Annotated in this window: 13 protein-coding genes and 2 tRNA genes; 11 read left to right on the top strand and 4 right to left on the bottom strand. The window is 63.4% G+C overall.

Annotation, left to right across the window (positions count from 1 at the left end):
- A partial coding sequence (locus Q0602_RS24425) for a dihydroxy-acid dehydratase (RefSeq protein ID WP_298848768.1) occupies window positions 1–1,370 on the top strand: 1,370 nt, incomplete at its 5' end.
- 35 nt (window positions 1,371–1,405) lie between these two features.
- Here Q0602_RS24425 and Q0602_RS24420 read toward each other — a convergent pair.
- The gene (locus tag Q0602_RS24420; RefSeq protein WP_295037215.1) at window positions 1,406–1,825 is read right to left on the bottom strand and encodes a secondary thiamine-phosphate synthase enzyme YjbQ; all 420 of its coding nucleotides are present in this window, start codon (window positions 1,823–1,825) and stop codon (window positions 1,406–1,408) included.
- Between the two features lie 251 nt (window positions 1,826–2,076).
- Here Q0602_RS24420 and attM point away from each other — a divergent pair, with 251 nt between their 5' ends.
- The 3 genes from attM to Q0602_RS24405 all read left to right on the top strand — a co-directional run bounded on the left by attM (window position 2,077) and on the right by Q0602_RS24405 (window position 5,660).
- A complete protein-coding gene (gene attM / locus Q0602_RS24415) occupies window positions 2,077–2,862 on the top strand; it encodes an N-acyl homoserine lactonase AttM (RefSeq protein WP_295037213.1) in 786 nt (261 codons plus the stop codon).
- Between the two features lie 111 nt (window positions 2,863–2,973).
- A complete protein-coding gene (locus tag Q0602_RS24410) occupies window positions 2,974–4,101 on the top strand; it encodes a zinc-dependent alcohol dehydrogenase family protein (protein ID WP_298848765.1) in 1,128 nt (375 codons plus the stop codon).
- A gap of 179 nt (window positions 4,102–4,280) precedes the next feature.
- Window positions 4,281–5,660, top strand: coding sequence for an aspartate ammonia-lyase (locus Q0602_RS24405; RefSeq protein WP_298848763.1), 1,380 nt, complete (start codon window positions 4,281–4,283; stop codon window positions 5,658–5,660).
- Window positions 5,661–5,795: 135 nt separating this feature from the next.
- Here the strand turns inward: Q0602_RS24405 and Q0602_RS24400 are convergent, their stop codons facing one another.
- The 3 genes from Q0602_RS24400 to Q0602_RS24390 form a co-directional block, all read right to left on the bottom strand.
- Window positions 5,796–6,872, bottom strand: coding sequence for an endonuclease/exonuclease/phosphatase family protein (locus Q0602_RS24400; RefSeq protein ID WP_298848761.1), 1,077 nt, complete (start codon window positions 6,870–6,872; stop codon window positions 5,796–5,798).
- 111 nt (window positions 6,873–6,983) lie between these two features.
- Window positions 6,984–8,510, bottom strand: coding sequence for a glycerol-3-phosphate dehydrogenase (glpD, locus tag Q0602_RS24395; protein WP_298848759.1), 1,527 nt, complete (start codon window positions 8,508–8,510; stop codon window positions 6,984–6,986).
- Between the two features lie 188 nt (window positions 8,511–8,698).
- Window positions 8,699–9,505 carry a DeoR/GlpR family transcriptional regulator gene (locus Q0602_RS24390; protein WP_298848757.1) on the bottom strand — a complete coding sequence of 269 codons (807 nt, stop codon included), beginning with the start codon at window positions 9,503–9,505 and terminating at the stop codon, window positions 8,699–8,701.
- A gap of 448 nt (window positions 9,506–9,953) precedes the next feature.
- On the opposite strand from Q0602_RS24390, the gene Q0602_RS24385 reads away from it, so the two are divergent.
- The 7 genes from Q0602_RS24385 to Q0602_RS24355 all read left to right on the top strand — a co-directional run bounded on the left by Q0602_RS24385 (window position 9,954) and on the right by Q0602_RS24355 (window position 14,754).
- Window positions 9,954–10,030: transfer RNA gene (locus tag Q0602_RS24385), tRNA-Val, on the top strand.
- A gap of 28 nt (window positions 10,031–10,058) precedes the next feature.
- Window positions 10,059–10,135: transfer RNA gene (locus Q0602_RS24380), tRNA-Val, on the top strand.
- Window positions 10,136–10,570: 435 nt separating this feature from the next.
- Window positions 10,571–11,680 (top strand): ABC transporter ATP-binding protein, encoded by a 1,110-nt coding sequence (locus Q0602_RS24375; RefSeq protein ID WP_298848755.1) that lies wholly within the window; start codon window positions 10,571–10,573, stop codon window positions 11,678–11,680.
- Complete coding sequence (locus tag Q0602_RS24370; RefSeq protein WP_298848753.1) at window positions 11,681–12,793, top strand: ABC transporter ATP-binding protein; 1,113 nt, start codon at window positions 11,681–11,683, stop codon at window positions 12,791–12,793.
- Window positions 12,777–13,643: a carbohydrate ABC transporter permease gene (locus tag Q0602_RS24365; RefSeq protein WP_295041051.1), complete on the top strand. Its 867-nt coding sequence runs from the start codon at window positions 12,777–12,779 to the stop codon at window positions 13,641–13,643. Before Q0602_RS24370 ends, Q0602_RS24365 begins: the two co-directional genes overlap by 17 nt.
- Before the next feature lie 7 nt (window positions 13,644–13,650).
- Window positions 13,651–14,451, top strand: a complete 801-nt coding sequence (locus Q0602_RS24360; RefSeq protein WP_298848751.1) for a carbohydrate ABC transporter permease — start codon at window positions 13,651–13,653, stop codon at window positions 14,449–14,451.
- A 30-nt stretch (window positions 14,452–14,481) separates the two neighbouring features.
- Window positions 14,482–14,754 (top strand): DUF2160 domain-containing protein, encoded by a 273-nt coding sequence (locus Q0602_RS24355; RefSeq protein WP_298848750.1) that lies wholly within the window; start codon window positions 14,482–14,484, stop codon window positions 14,752–14,754.
- The last annotated feature ends 146 nt before the right edge of the window (window positions 14,755–14,900 follow it).

Below are 14,900 nucleotides of genomic sequence, written 5' to 3'. Positions count from 1 at the left end.
AGACCACGCCGGCGCTGCTCATGGGCGCGGCGAGCTGCGATATCCCGACGATCGTGGTAACCGGTGGGCCGATGCTCAACGGCAAGCATGAGGGCAAGGATATTGGATCCGGGACCGTGGTCTGGAGGCTCTCCGAAGAGGTCAAGGCCGGCAAGATATCGATCCATGACTTCATGGCCGCCGAAGCCGGCATGTCGCGCTCGGCCGGCACCTGCAACACCATGGGCACGGCCTCGACCATGGCGTGCATGGCGGAGTCGCTGGGGGTGTCGCTGCCGCACAACGCCGCGATTCCGGCGGTGGATTCGCGCCGCTACGTGCTCGCTCATCTCTCCGGCAACCGCATCGTCGAGATGGTCGACGAGGATCTCAAGCTGTCGAAGGTGCTGACCCGCGAGGCGTTCGAGAACGCGATTCGCACCAACGCCGCCATCGGCGGTTCGACCAATGCGGTGATCCATCTCAAGGCGATCGCCGGGCGCATCGGGGTCGACCTGCCGCTGGACGACTGGACCCGTATCGGTCGCGGCACGCCGACCATCGTCGACCTGCAGCCCTCCGGGCGCTTCCTGATGGAGGAGTTCTACTACGCGGGCGGGTTGCCGGCCGTGCTGCGCCGGCTGGGCGAGGCCGACCGCCTGCCCCACAAGGACGCCCTGACCGTCAACGGCAAGACGATCTGGGAAAACGTTCAGGACGCGCCGCACTACAACGACGAGGTGATTCGCCCGCTGGACAACCCGCTGCGCGACGATGGCGGCATCTGTATCCTGCGCGGCAACCTGGCACCCAACGGTGCGGTGCTCAAGCCCTCTGCGGCCAGTCCCGAGCTGATGAGGCATCGCGGTCGCGCGGTGGTATTCGAGAACTTCGACGACTACAAGGCGCGCATCAACGATCCCGAGCTTGAGGTCGAGGCCGACGACATCCTGGTGCTGAAGCACTGCGGGCCGCGGGGTTATCACGGCATGGCGGAAGTCGGCAACATGGGCCTGCCGCCCAAGATCCTCGAGCAGGGCATCACCGACATGGTGCGTATCTCCGATGCCCGCATGAGTGGTACCGCCTACGGCACGGTGGTGCTGCACGTGGCCCCGGAGGCGGCCGCCGGCGGACCGCTGGCGGCCGTCCACAACGGCGACTGGATCAGCCTGGACTGTGACAGCGGCAAGCTGGAGCTCGAGGTCGACGACGCCGAGATCGCGCGTCGTCTGGCCGAGGTCGACCCGACCGCGGCGTCGAACCGGATCGCCAGCAGCGGCGGCTATCGCCAGCTCTACATCGAACGGGTGCTGCAGGCCGACGAGGGGTGCGACTTCGACTTCCTGCGCGGCTGCCGGGGCGCGGAGGTGCCGCGGCACTCGCACTGAGGTGGCGGCAGGGCGGATTCAGAACGCCACTTGCGTCATTCGCCCATCAGCGTGGCGGTGATCCTTCGGGCACCGCCTTGCTGGCGATGTTCGCCCAGCCAGATGCCCTGCCAGGTGCCGGTGAGCAGGCGGCCGTTTTCCACCGCCAGGGTCAGTTGGGTGCCGAACAGGCTCGCCAGCACGTGAGCGGGCATGTCGTCCGGGCCCTCCAGCGTATGCCGCATCCCGGGGAGGTTCTCGGGAGCCAGCTGGCTGGCGAACAGCGCCATGTCGTGGCGCACGTCCGGGTCGGCGTTCTCGTTCAGGGTCAGCGAGGCCGAGGTGTGCATCAACTGCAGATGGAGCAGGCCGGTACGGATCTCGGCCAGCCGCGGCAGTGCCGCCAGGACCTCGTCGGTGACCAGATGAAAGCCGCGCGGGCGCGCGGTGAGCGTGAAGGGTTGACGATGCCACATGGCCGAGACTCCTCGATCGGTTTTCTGAAAGTCGGCATGACCGGTCGGGACTGGGTGAGGTGCCGACGCGCCGCGGGGGCTGTCTGGGACCAAAGTCCGCTGGTCACGCCGTTTGGCGGTGTCCTACTCTGACATGTCCGATCCCCCGGCTGCGAGCCTCGAGGCCGCTGGCGGATGGTGCATCTTTCGCCGTACTCGCACCGCAATCGGCGGCAATGTCGTCTTCATGTGGCACAAACCAGGAGTGCGTCATGACTACCCCTCGTCTTTACATGTTCCAGACCGGCACGCTCAAGTGCCGGGTGTGCAATATCAAGATGAATGCGGGGCTGGATGAGTACGAGATCCCCGTGCCCTGGTATCTCATCACGCACCCGGAGGGAAATGTCGTCATCGATGGTGGCTGTGCCGTCGAGTGCGCCAGCGATCCCGAGAAGCACTGGGGCGATATCACCGCGGTCTATTGGCCCGTGATGCGTGAGGAGGAAGGTTGTGTCCAGGCGCTGAAGAGTTTCGGCCTCGAACCCGAGGACATCCGCTATGTCCTGCACAGCCATCTGCACCTGGACCATACCGGTGCCACGGGCCGATTCCCGAATGCCACTCATATCGTCAGACGTCGCGAATACGAGTATGCCATGGCCCCGGACTGGTTCTCCGCCGGCGGCTATATTCGCGCGGACTTCGACCGCCCCGGATTGAAGTGGCATCTGCTCGAGGATGGCGACGACGGCTACGACGTCTTCGGCGACGGCACCATTCGTTTCATCTTCACGCCCGGCCATGCACCCGGGCATGCCAGTTTCCTGCTCCGCTTGCCCGAGACCGGGCCGGTGCTGTTGGCCGTGGACGCGGCATACACCACCGATCACTGGGAGGAGAAGGCCTTGCCGGGCTTTCTGGCCTCGACCGTGGACACGGTGCGATCCGTGCGCAAATTGCATGCCCTGGTCGAGAAGACCGGCGCACTCGTGGTGACCGGGCATGACCCGGTGGCATGGCCGACATTCCGTCATGCGCCCGAATACTACTCGTGATCATGGCTCTTCATCACGACTCCTCTCTGATCGTGCCGCCAGGCAGACGAACGTAAACCACGCCCGGCTCGTTCAAGCGAGCCAGGGCGATCCGTGAAATGGGATGCTGATATGAAAATCCATGCCGCCGTGATTCATGAAATGCACAGGCCCCGACCCTACCGGGAATCGATGCCGCTGTCGGTCGAGGAGGTCGAGCTGGAGGGGCCGGGACCGGGTGAGGTTCTGGTCAAGATGCGTGCCGCCGGGCTGTGTCATTCGGATCTGTCCACGATCAACGGGGACCGGCCACGACCGTTGCCGATGGTGCTGGGGCACGAGGCGGCCGGCGAGGTCGCCGAAGTCGGCGAGGGCGTCACCGATCTCGCCCCCGGCGACCACGTGGTGTTCTCGTTCGCGCCCAGTTGCGGTGGCTGCGCCTCCTGCCTGTCGGGACGGGCGGCGCTGTGCCGCCCCGGCGCGGCCGCGAACCTGGCGGGTCACCTGCTGGGTGGCGGGATGCGGCTGCACAAGGGCGGCGAGAAGATCTATCACCATATCGGCGTCTCCGGGTTTGCGGAATACGCCGTGGCGTCGCGGCGCTCGCTGACCCGAATCGATCCCGAGCTGCCGTTCCATATCGCGGCACTGTTCGGCTGTGCGGTACTCACCGGCGTCGGCGCGCTGGTCCACACCGCCGGGCTGCGGCTGGGCCAGTCGGTGCTGGTGGTGGGCCTCGGCGGTGTCGGCCTGGCGGCGGTGATGGGGGCCGTCGGCGGTGGCGCGCGTCAGGTGATCGCGGCGGATATCGCACCGGACAAGCTGGAGACCGCCAAGGCGATGGGCGCGACGCACATCGTCAACAGCGGCGATCCCGACGCCGTCGAACAGGTGCGCGAGATCAGCGGCGGCGGGGTGGACATCGCCGCCGAGTTCGCGGGCGTCGCCAAGGCGCTCGAGTTCGCCTATGAATCCACCGGCCGCGGCGGCACCACCGTGACCTCCGGGCTGCCGCATCCGGACGTGCGCTTCGCCATCAGTCCGACGCGAATGGTGGCCGAGGAGCGTACCCTCAAGGGTTCCTACCTCGGCGGACACGTGCCGTCGCTGGATGTGCCGGAATACATCGCGCTTTATCAGTCCGGCCGCCTGCCGGTGGATCGGCTGCTGACCCATCGCCTGAAGCTGGACGAGATCAATGTCGGTTTCGACCGTCTGGCCAACGGCGAGGCGATTCGCCAGATCATCGATTTCGACTGATTGCGTCCGGGCCCCCCGGTGGAGTCGCGGCCTGGTGTATCATGGCTGTCTCCCGACATCCGCCGCGCGAAGTGGATGCAGTGTGGGGACCGACTGCTAGGCTTGAAGGAGTCCCGAAGGGGTAGCCAAGGTGATGGCTACCCCTTTCGCATTTCATCCGTCATCGATAGGAGAAGGTCATGGCTCAGACACGAGTCGAGCGCGACAGCATGGGCGAACTCAACGTTCCCGAGAGCGCACTCTATGGCGCGCAGACCCAGCGTGCCGTCAACAACTTTCCGATCAGCGGCCAACCGCTGCCACCGGCATTCATCACCGCCGTCGCGCATATCAAGCGTGCCGCCGCGGAGGTCAACCGGGAGCTGGGGTTGCTGGACGAGGAGAGGGCGAGGGCCATCATGGCCGCGGCCGACGAGATCATCGACGGCAAGCACGCCGATCAGTTCCCGATCGATGTGTTCCAGACGGGGTCGGGAACCTCGACCAATATGAACGTCAACGAGGTGATCTCCCATCTCGCCAGCCGGGACGGGCTGGAGGTCGGCCCCAACGATCACGTCAACATGGGCCAGTCGAGCAACGATGTGATCCCCACGGCCATTCACCTCGCCGCGGCGACACAGGTTCGGGAGCGCCTGTTGCCAGCGCTCAATTATCTGAGATCCACCATCGACGACAAGGCGAAAGAGGTCGATGACGTGGTCAAGACCGGGCGTACGCACCTGATGGATGCGATGCCGGTTCGCCTGAGCCAGGAGCTCGGCGGCTGGTCCAGCCAGGTCGGCCAATCGATCGAGCGGCTGGGAGACGGCCTCAAGCGGGTGACCCGTCTGGCGCTGGGAGGCACGGCCGTCGGGACCGGCGTCAATGCTCATCCCGAGTTTGCCGAAAAGGTGGCACAGCGCTTGGCCATCGATACGCACCTCGATTTTCGACCCAACGACAGCTTCTTCGCTAGCCTGGCCTCCCAGGATGCGGCAGTGGAGCTCTCGGGCCATCTCAAGACCTATGCCGTAGCGGTGATGAAGATCGCCAACGACCTGCGCTGGATGAACTCCGGTCCGCTGGGCGGTCTGGGGGAGATCGAGCTGGAGGCCCTGCAGCCGGGCAGCTCGATCATGCCGGGCAAGGTCAATCCGGTGATCCCGGAATCGGCTGCCCAGGTAGCCGCTCAGGTCATCGGCAATGACGCCGCCATCACCATCGGCGGGCAGAGTGGCAACTTCCAGCTCAATGTGATGCTGCCGTTGATCGCCCACAACCTGCTGGAATCGATCAAGCTGCTGGCCAATGTGAGCCGCCTGCTGGCCGATCGCGCCATCGCCACGTTCAACGTGCGTCGTGACAATATCGAGAGCCCGCTGTCGAAGAACCCGATTCTGGTGACCGCCCTCAACTCCGTGATCGGTTATGACGCAGCGGCGGCGGTCGCCAAGAAGGCCTACCAGGCAGGGCGGCCGATCATCGATGTGGCCGAGGAGGAGACCGATCTCTCCCGCCAGGAACTGGAGCGCCTGCTCGATCCGGCCAAGCTGACCCAGGGAGGAATCCCGGAGTAGCTTCCGCTTCCCCTCCGGACGCTGTTTCTCGCCACGGACCCCCGTGAGCGGTTGCGTTCTCTGCAGCCCATACGACAACGCCACCCGGTCGGGTGGCGTTGTCGTCGAGCGAAGATCGCCTCGGGCGAATAGGGTTCAGACCGGCGCCTCGCCTTGACGGTCCTGAGCCTCCTCGATGGTCTCCTCCGCGTCCTCTTGCTCGTCGCTATCGGCCTTTTCGGGCTCGTTCTCGGCTGCGCGGGTCGGGTTGTAGCGCATCGTCACCAGGATCGGGAAGTGATCGGATCCTATCTCCGGCAATCGCTCCATGTGGACGAGAGTGAAATGCTCGGTGACGAAGACGTGATCCAGGGGCCAGCGCAGCATCGGATATTTAGCGTGGAAGGTGCTGTACTGACCGCGTCCGCGACGCAGGTCGAGCATGCCGCTGATTTTGCAGAACAGTTTTGTCGTCGGTGACCAGGCAACGTCGTTGAGATCCCCGGCAACGACGGTGGGGGCGCTGCTTTCGGCGATGGTCTGGCCCACCAGCAGCAGTTCCGCGTCGCGCCATAGCGACTCATCGCTCTCCGATGGCGCGGGCGGCCGCGGGTGCAGCGCGTGGAGGCGGATACGGCTACCGTCCCTCAGCTTCACCCAGGCGTGGATCGAGGGGATGTCGTCCTGGATCAGCCATTTGACCTCGACATCTTCCAACGGCAGCCGGGAGTAGAGGTGCATCCCGTAGAGATTGTCGAGAGGGATACGCACCGCTTCCGGCATCGACTTGCCGATGGCGGCGTCCAGTTGATCTCCCCACCACTGATCGGACTCCAGCGTCAGCAGGATATCGGGCTCGTGCTCGTGTATCAGGTCGATCAACTTCGATGCCTGGCGATTGGGGGTCAATACATTGGAAACGAGCAGCTTGAGTTCGTGTTCCGGCGCGTATGAGTTGGATTTGACTACCGTACATCTGGCCAGGGGGGTCCACGGGTAGATGCGTGCCCACTGGATGAGTGCCGCGATCACGCTGGCGGCGACGCCGGCCCAATGCCACCACTCGACGGGTTCGAACGCAAGCTGGATCAGCGCCAGAGCGGTGGCGACGATGGCGATCTGAAGCAGCGGGAAATCGAAACTGCGAACGCTCCAGTGGCGAAATCGCGTGTAAGGCGCCAGCGTGATCAACAGCGCGAGACAACCGAGACAGCTAAACAGAAGTTGCAGCAAGGGAGGATTCCTTGTATCGGGATAGGGCGCCGTGCAGGGCCAAGCGTAGCAGAAACGCCATTCGTACCCTCGACAGTATGACTTCCCGGAAACCTCGTGGCAGCTAATCCCTCATGATACTTTGGCTAAAGGGCCCGACATGTCGATGGCGGGATGCTGATCGAGGTAGCGCGACAAGGTTTCTCGCTCATCGTTGGTCAGGCGCAGTCCCAGCTTGCTGCGTCGCCACAGGATGTCCTCGCTGGTGCGTGCCCACTCGTGCTCGACCAGGTAGTCGACTTCGGCACGGGTGAGGCCACCACCGAAAGGCTGGCCGAGATCCTCCTGGCTCTGCTTGCCGTCCAGGAAAGTGAGACAGAGCGAGCCGTAGCTGGACGCGAACCGCTCGGCACATTCCCGGCCGAGAAACGGATATTCACCCACCAGGCGATCGGCGAACGCGTGGCGCGATTCGATATCGCCGCCGGGCAGTTTGGCGGTGGCCGTCCAGGGTTGTCCCATGGCAGGCAGCAATGGCTCGAGTTTACGCATGGCCGCCTCGGCCAGCTTGCGGTAGGTGGTGATCTTGCCGCCGAAGATCGACAGCATCGGTGCACCGTGCCGGTCGAGGTCGAGGGTGTAGTCCCGGGTCATGGCCGAGGGATTCTCCGACTCGTCGTCGCACAGCGGGCGGACACCGGCATAGGTCGCGACGACGTCCTCGCGACCGAGCTGCCTGACGAAGTGCGAGTTGAGCACCTCGAGCAGATAGTCGATCTCCTCGTCGTTGATACGGACCCGGGAGGGGTCGCCCTGGTAACGGCGATCGGTGGTGCCGATCAGGCTGTAGCGCTGCTGATAGGGCAGCACGAAGACGATGCGGCCATCCTGGTTCTGGAGGATGTAGGCGCGGTCGTCGTCGTTGAGGCGCGGCACGATCAGGTGGCTGCCCTGGATCATGCGGATGCCGTAGCGCGAGTCGCGCTTGGCATTGCCCTTGACGAAAGACTCCACCCAGGGGCCGGCGGCATTGACCAGCACCTTGCCCCGCTGCTCCTGGCGCTCCCCGGTATCCAGGTTTTCGAGACTTACCACCCACTGGCCCTGCTCCTCGCGAGCCTCGACGCAACGCGTGCGGACCCGGATGTCGGCCCCTTTTTCCCGCGCCTGGAGCGCGTTCAGCACGACCAGTCGGGCATCGTCCACCCAGCAGTCGGAATACTCGAACCCGCGCTTGATCGTCGGCACCAGCGGGCTTTCCGAACCGAATCGCAGGCGCTTGGCATTGGGCAGGCTGTCGCGGTGGCTGAGATGATCGTAGAGAAAGAGGCCCGCGCGAATCATCCAGCCAGGGCGCAGGTGCGGCTGATGGGGGAGAATGAAGCGCAGCGGCCAGACGATGTGCGGCGCCTTGCGCAGCATGACTTCCCGTTCCTTCAGCGCTTCGCGCACCAGGCGAAACTCGCGGTGCTCGAGATAGCGCAATCCTCCGTGGATCAGCTTGCTGCTGGCGGATGAGGTGGCACTGGCCAGGTCCGACTGCTCGCACAGCAGCACGGAGAGGCCCCGGCCGGCGGCGTCGTTGGCGATGCCGGTGCCATTGATGCCGCCGCCGACGACGATGAGGTCATGGACGTGGTGCTGTGTCGTTGAGGCCATACCGTCCTCCGGAGGAATGATGGTTCGGTTATGTTCGAATACGAAAATAGATTAATCACTTCCGAACATCAATAGGCGTGAGACGGTTTCCTCGATCCTATGGGGAGGCGCGATGGGGAGTGAAAAGGCAACGGGTTGACTGGTGACAAGGCCGGCGCATGGCCGGCTGATTGCAGGGGGCCTCGAGATCAGCCGGCGTGGGCGGGCAGGGTCTCGATATCCGCGGGTATCGAAGGATCGGCGACGTAGAGCGCCACATCATGCTCGCGCATCAATCGACGCAGCGCATCGGGTGGTTGGCGATCGGTGAAAAAGGCATTGATCTGGCTGAGGTTGCCCTGGCGTACCACGGCGTTGCGGTGGAACTTCGAATGATCCGCTGCCAGGAAAACCTGGCGGGAGTTGCGCAGGATGGCCTGCGCCACGCGGACTTCCTGATAGTCGAATTCCAGCAGCGAGCCATCGCCATCGATGCCGCTGATGCCGATGATGCCGTAGTCGACCTTGAACTGATTGATGAAATCGATGGTGGCCTCGCCGATGATGCCGCCGTCCCGCGAGCGAACCTGGCCGCCGGCGACGATGACATTGAAGTCGGTCTTGTGCTGCAGAATGGCCGCCACGTTGAGGTTGTTGGTGATGACCTCGAGCCCGCTGTGCTGGCACAGCGCTTCGGCGATGAACTCATTGCTGGTGCCGATGTTGATGAACAGCGACGAGGAGTCGGGAATGTGGCTCGCCAGCATTTCGGCGATACGGCGCTTGGCGTCCAGGTTCAGCGTCTTGCGCGTGTGATAGGCGGTGTTGACGGTGCTCGACTCCAGGCCCGCGCCGCCATGGACACGTTTGACGACGCCCTCTTCCGCCAGTTGATTGAGATCGCGGCGCACCGTCTGGGGCGTGACGTCGAAGTCTCTGGCGAGCTGTTCGATCGAGGCATAGCCTTGCCGCTTGACCAGCTCGACGATGGCTTCGTGACGTTCCTGCTGTGTCATGGTGGTTTCCTGCCGCGTTCCGTTGACGATTCTGTGACTGATCCGAGCCGGCAGTTTATCAAAGCTGTAGGCCTTGCCGTTGTCTCGGTTGGCCGTATCGGGGCCTTCATGGCTACGACCATGGTCTAGGTGTTGGAAAGCGAATTCGCATTGTTGCCAATCGAAAACGAAGATGGGCAGGGTGTCTCGGTCATCTGGCCTGCGGCAGCGCCATGCTGGAGGGCTCCTTCCGCAATCTGGGAAAACGGAAAGGGCCGACAGGGGCATCGCCTCGACGTGGCGGCATTGGGGCGCACCGGGGACGCCCGACGCCAACGCCGTGTTCCGGGAGGAATTGTCTCGCCGTGACAGGCAGTTGAGGTCAGTTTTTTTACGGCCAGAGGGTTGCATTCCGTGTCCGCCCGGGTAGAATTCGCATCCGTTGTCACGGCGAGCCCGTCGTCATTGCAGGACCGTAGCTCAGTTGGTTAGAGCGCCACGTTGACATCGTGGAGGTCAGCGGTTCAAATCCGCTCGGTCCTACCAGTTCACATGGGCGTGCGACAATATCTTCAGGACCATAGCTCAGTTGGTTAGAGCGCCACGTTGACATCGTGGAGGTCAGCGGTTCAAATCCGCTTGGTCCTACCAGATTCGAAACCCGAGCTTCGGCTCGGGTTTTTTTATGCCCTGCCATCCCTGGCGGGCACCATGCTGGCCGTCGCTGACGCGACGTCAAAAATCGCTCCCGGCGATTTTTTGTGTCCGCGATTTCCCCTTTTGTCGTAGGCCGACCATCGGCGCCCGCCGCCATCGATGTTCGGCACCTGCATCCGCGAACCATGTTGGTTTTCGAACAAACCCCGCCGCAAGAACGCTTTTTTCGACGCCGCCATACTGCCGAAACTCGCATGGGATGTTGGACATTAGTGGTTAAGACTAAGGTGTTAATTGAATTAAAAGTATATAAAACAAATGTTTAAAATGCCGTTGTGGTTGGTGTCCACGCCTACTTTTTTCGTCGTATAGCTTTATAAGAAGAGTGTTTTAGGATGCTCGAAAGAGAAAAAGGGAACGGCGCCACTCATGTCATTACAACTCGACAACGTGACACTGTCGGTGCGAGGCGAAACCTATATCAGCGATGCCAGCCTGACATTGGAGCCGGGGTCATTCAATGTGCTGCTGGGACACACGCTGGCGGGCAAGACCACATTGATGCGGTTGATGGCCGGGCTGGACAGGCCCGACCACGGCAGGGTGTACCTCGACGGCCGTGACGTGACTCACTTGCCGGTTCGCCAGCGTAACGTCTCGATGGTCTATCAGCAGTTCATCAACTATCCCACGCTCACGGTCTTCGACAATATCGCCTCGCCGCTCAAGCAGGCCAGGGTGGCGCGGCAGGAGATCACCCGCCGGGTCGAGGAGACCGCAGCGATGCTGGGAATCCAGCACCTGCTGGGCCGTTATCCGCAGGAGCTCTCCGGCGGCCAGCAGCAGCGCACGGCGATGGCCAGGGCGCTGGTCAAGGATGCGGAACTGGTGCTGTTCGACGAGCCGCTGGTCAACCTCGACTACAAGCTGCGAGAGGCGCTGCGGGTGGAGATGCGCAAGCTGTTCGAGTCGCGCAACACCATCGCGGTCTACGCCACCACCGAGCCCGCCGAGGCGCTGGCGCTGGGCGGGACGACGACGCTGCTGCATCAGGGGCGAATCGTCCAGAGCGGTCCCAGCGACGAGGTCTATCGTCATCCCCGTAACCGTGAAGCTGCCACGCTGTTCGGCGAGCCACCGATCAACCTGATGCCGATGACGATCCAGGGCGGCGAGTGCCGTATCGCCGATCAGCGCCAAGCACTGCCCGAGATCTGGAGATCGCTCTCCGAGGGCGACTATCAGGTTGGTATCCGGCCCCATCACTGGTCGCTCCGGCCGCTCTCGGAGGCGGCGTTGCGCCTGCCCGCCGTCGTGCGCGTCGCGGAGATCAGCGGTTCCGAGACCTTCCTGCATCTCGCGCATGACCGGATCGATCTGGTCGCGCACCTGATCGGGATTCACGAGTTCGGCGTGGATCAGGCGCTGGACGTCCAGGTCCCGTTTCGCCAGCTCTTCGTGTTCGAGCCCGGGGGCGACCTGGTGCTGTCACCTCCCTCATCGCGATCGACATCGCCCGGCGTGCGAGGAGACCTCTAGATGGCCGAGATTCGCCTGGAACAACTGGCCCATAGTTATCACGGTGCACCTTCGGGCCCGGCCGACTATGCGCTCAGGCCGATGGACCACGTCTGGGAGCAGGGCGGAGCCTACGCGCTGCTGGGGCCGTCGGGGTGCGGCAAGAGCACGCTGCTCAACATCATTTCCGGTCTGCTGGTGCCCTCGGAAGGGCGGGTGCTCTACGACGGCAAGTCGGTCAACGATCTCACCCCGCAGCAACGCAACATCGCCCAGGTTTTCCAGTTCCCGGTGGTCTACGACACCATGACCGTCCACGAGAACCTGGCGTTTCCGCTGCGCAATCAGGGGCAGTCTCGAGAGCGCATCGATGCCAGGGTGAGAGAGGTGGCCGAGGCGCTGGAGATCGAGCCGCTGTTGAACCGGAAGGCGCAGAATCTGACGGCGGACGAGAAGCAGAAGGTGTCGATGGGGCGCGGCCTGGTGCGCGACGACGTGGCGGCGATCCTGTTCGACGAGCCGTTGACGGTGATCGACCCGCAGCTCAAGTGGCGGCTGCGGCGCAAGCTCAAGGAGATCCATCAGCGCTTCAACGTGACGATGGTCTACGTCACCCATGACCAGTTGGAGGCGTCCACCTTCGCCGACAAGATCGCGGTGATGTACGAAGGCCAGATCGTGCAGTTCGGCACCCCGCGCGAGCTGTTCGAGAACCCGCAGCATACCTTCGTCGGCTACTTCATCGGCAGCCCCGGCATGAATCTGCTGGATATTGCGCTGGGGGCATCGGGCGTCGAGTTCGACGGCCACGCGCTGGCGGTGCCCGACGCGATCGTCGACCAGCTTCGGCAGCGCGAGGGAGGGCGCCTGCAGCTCGGCATCCGACCGGAGTTCGTGCAACTGGTGGCGGCCGACGATGCCGTCCTGCACGGCTACGTCGATCTGGTCCAGGACCAGGGCACCTTCAAGATCGTCGACGTGCGCCTCGATGCGCCATCGGCGCCGGTGATCAAGGCGCGCCTGGGAGAGGAGGCCAGCGTTCCCGAAGGGCGAACCGGCGTGCACTTCCCCGAAGCCTGGCAGCGCTTCTATATCGATGACCATCTGGTGGGAGTGGCTGATGAAAACCTATAACAACAAGGCCTGGTGGCTGGTGCTGCCGGTATTCGTGCTGGTGGCCTTCAGCGCCATCATCCCGATGATGACGGTGGTCAACTATTCGGTACAGGACATCTTCGATCCGAGCACGCGTTATTTCGTGGGCACCGAGTGGTATCGGGAGATCCTGGCGGATCCGAGACTGCACGATTCGCTGGTGCGGCAGTTCATCTACTCGTTCTGCGTGCTGGCCATCGAGGTGCCGCTCGGCATCATCGTTGCGCTGTCGATGCCTCGGCGCGGGTTGGGCGTGCCGTTCAGTCTGATTCTACTGTCACTGCCGCTGCTGGTGCCGTGGAACGTGGTGGGGACGATCTGGCAGATCATCGGGCGGGAGGATATCGGCCTGTATGGCTGGACCCTCAACAGTCTGGGGCTCGACTACAACTACGCCTCCAACCCGCGGGATGCCTGGATCACCGTGCTGGTGATGGATGTCTGGCACTGGACGTCGCTGGTGGCGCTGCTGTGCTATTCCGGGCTGCGCTCGATTCCGGACGTCTACTACCAGGCGGCGAGGATCGACCGTGCCTCCCACTGGGCGGTGTTTCGATTCATTCAATTGCCGAAGCTCAAGAACGTGCTGTTGATCGCGGTCATGCTGCGCTTCATGGACAGCTTCATGATCTACACCGAGCCGTTCGTGCTCACCGGTGGCGGGCCGGGCACCGCCACGACCTTCCTCAGCCAGACGCTGACCCAGATGGCGCTTGGCCAGTTCGATCTGGGCCGTGCCGCGGCGTTCTCGCTGATCTACTTCCTGATCATTCTGCTGGTGACCTGGGTGTTCTACACCGCCATGACCCACAACGACGACAAGGGATGACGCCGCCATGAGACTGCGCAAGAGCCTGGTGATGCTGGTCTATCTGCTGTTCGTGCTGGTGCCGATCTACTGGCTCGTCAACATGTCGTTCAAGTCGAACCGGGAAATCCTCGGCGGACTGACGCTCTGGCCCACGGCGCCGACGCTGGACAACTACCGGGTCATCTTGACCGAGCCGACCTGGTACATGAGCTACCTGAACTCCCTGAGCTATGTCTCGATGAACATGCTGATCTCGCTGCTGGTGGCGTTGCCGGCCGCCTATGCGTTCTCGCGCTATCGCTTCCTGGGCGACAAGCACATGTTCTTCTGGCTGCTGACCAACCGGATGGCACCACCGGCGGTGTTCCTGCTGCCGTTCTTCCAGCTCTACTCGGCGGTGGGGCTGTTCGATACGCCGATCGCGGTGGCCCTGGCGCACTGCCTGTTCAACGTGCCGCTGGCGGTATGGATTCTCGAGGGTTTCATGTCGTCGGTGCCCAAGGAGATCGACGAGACCGCGTATATCGACGGCTACACCTTCCCCAAGTTCTTCATCCGGATTTTCCTGCCGATGATCCGGCCCGGCATCGGCGTCACGGCGTTTTTCTGCTTCATGTTCTCCTGGGTCGAACTGTTGCTGGCGCGGACGCTGACCTCGGTCGATGCCAAACCGATCGTGGCGCAGATGACCCGCACGGTCTCGGCGTCGGGGATCGACTGGGGCGTGCTGGCGGCCGCGGGCGTGGTCGCGCTGCTGCCCGGTATCGCGGTGATCTACTTCGTGCGCAACCACGTGGCCAAGGGCTTCGCCCTGGGACGCGTCTGATCCGTTCGTCCAGAGAGAGGGGGAGTCACCATGGGTTGGATGGCCTGGACACTACCGACGGCACTGTTCTTTGCCGCGATCGCGGCACTGCTGGTGGCGATGACGGTCTGGCAGACCGTATCGCCCGGCCGAGAGCGCAAGGGCTTCCTGCCGATCTCCACGTCTCGGGGCGATCGGCTGTTCATTGGTCTGCTGGCGGCGGCATACGGCCATTTGCTGGTTCTGGCACTGACCGACTGGCCGCTCTGGGTCGCGACGGCGATCTGCGTGGCAGGAATGGCAATCATCATGAAATGGGGGTAACGCATCGACCAGGGATCATTGCTCTTCGGATAGCGCCAAGACAGCAAATGCAGCATAACAACGAGGGTTAACGCTATGTTCGATATCAAGCACGCCGGATCGCGACGCCGGGCGCCACTGGGCATCGGCATCGGCCTTGCGGGTCT

The sequence above is a fragment of the uncultured Salinicola sp. genome, from assembly GCF_937921195.1.
In the GTDB taxonomy this organism is placed as follows: Bacteria; Pseudomonadota; Gammaproteobacteria; order Pseudomonadales; family Halomonadaceae; genus Salinicola.
This window is presented reverse-complemented; position numbering and strand designations above follow the sequence as displayed.

Excerpts from the sequence above, each read along its gene's own strand:
- Q0602_RS24370 (WP_298848753.1), top strand. The coding sequence starts at position 11,681 with ATGGCCGAGATTCGCCTGGAACAACTGGCCCATAGTTATCACGGTGCA.
- Q0602_RS24375 (WP_298848755.1), top strand. The coding sequence starts at position 10,571 with ATGTCATTACAACTCGACAACGTGACACTGTCGGTGCGAGGCGAAACC.
- Q0602_RS24420 (WP_295037215.1), bottom strand. The coding sequence starts at position 1,825 with ATGTGGCATCGTCAACCCTTCACGCTCACCGCGCGCCCGCGCGGCTTT.
- glpD (WP_298848759.1), bottom strand. The coding sequence starts at position 8,510 with ATGGCCTCAACGACACAGCACCACGTCCATGACCTCATCGTCGTCGGC.
- Q0602_RS24405 (WP_298848763.1), top strand. The coding sequence starts at position 4,281 with ATGGCTCAGACACGAGTCGAGCGCGACAGCATGGGCGAACTCAACGTT.
- Q0602_RS24390 (WP_298848757.1), bottom strand. The coding sequence starts at position 9,505 with ATGACACAGCAGGAACGTCACGAAGCCATCGTCGAGCTGGTCAAGCGG.
- Q0602_RS24355 (WP_298848750.1), top strand. The coding sequence starts at position 14,482 with ATGGGTTGGATGGCCTGGACACTACCGACGGCACTGTTCTTTGCCGCG.
- Q0602_RS24360 (WP_298848751.1), top strand. The coding sequence starts at position 13,651 with ATGAGACTGCGCAAGAGCCTGGTGATGCTGGTCTATCTGCTGTTCGTG.
- Q0602_RS24410 (WP_298848765.1), top strand. The coding sequence starts at position 2,974 with ATGAAAATCCATGCCGCCGTGATTCATGAAATGCACAGGCCCCGACCC.
- attM (WP_295037213.1), top strand. The coding sequence starts at position 2,077 with ATGACTACCCCTCGTCTTTACATGTTCCAGACCGGCACGCTCAAGTGC.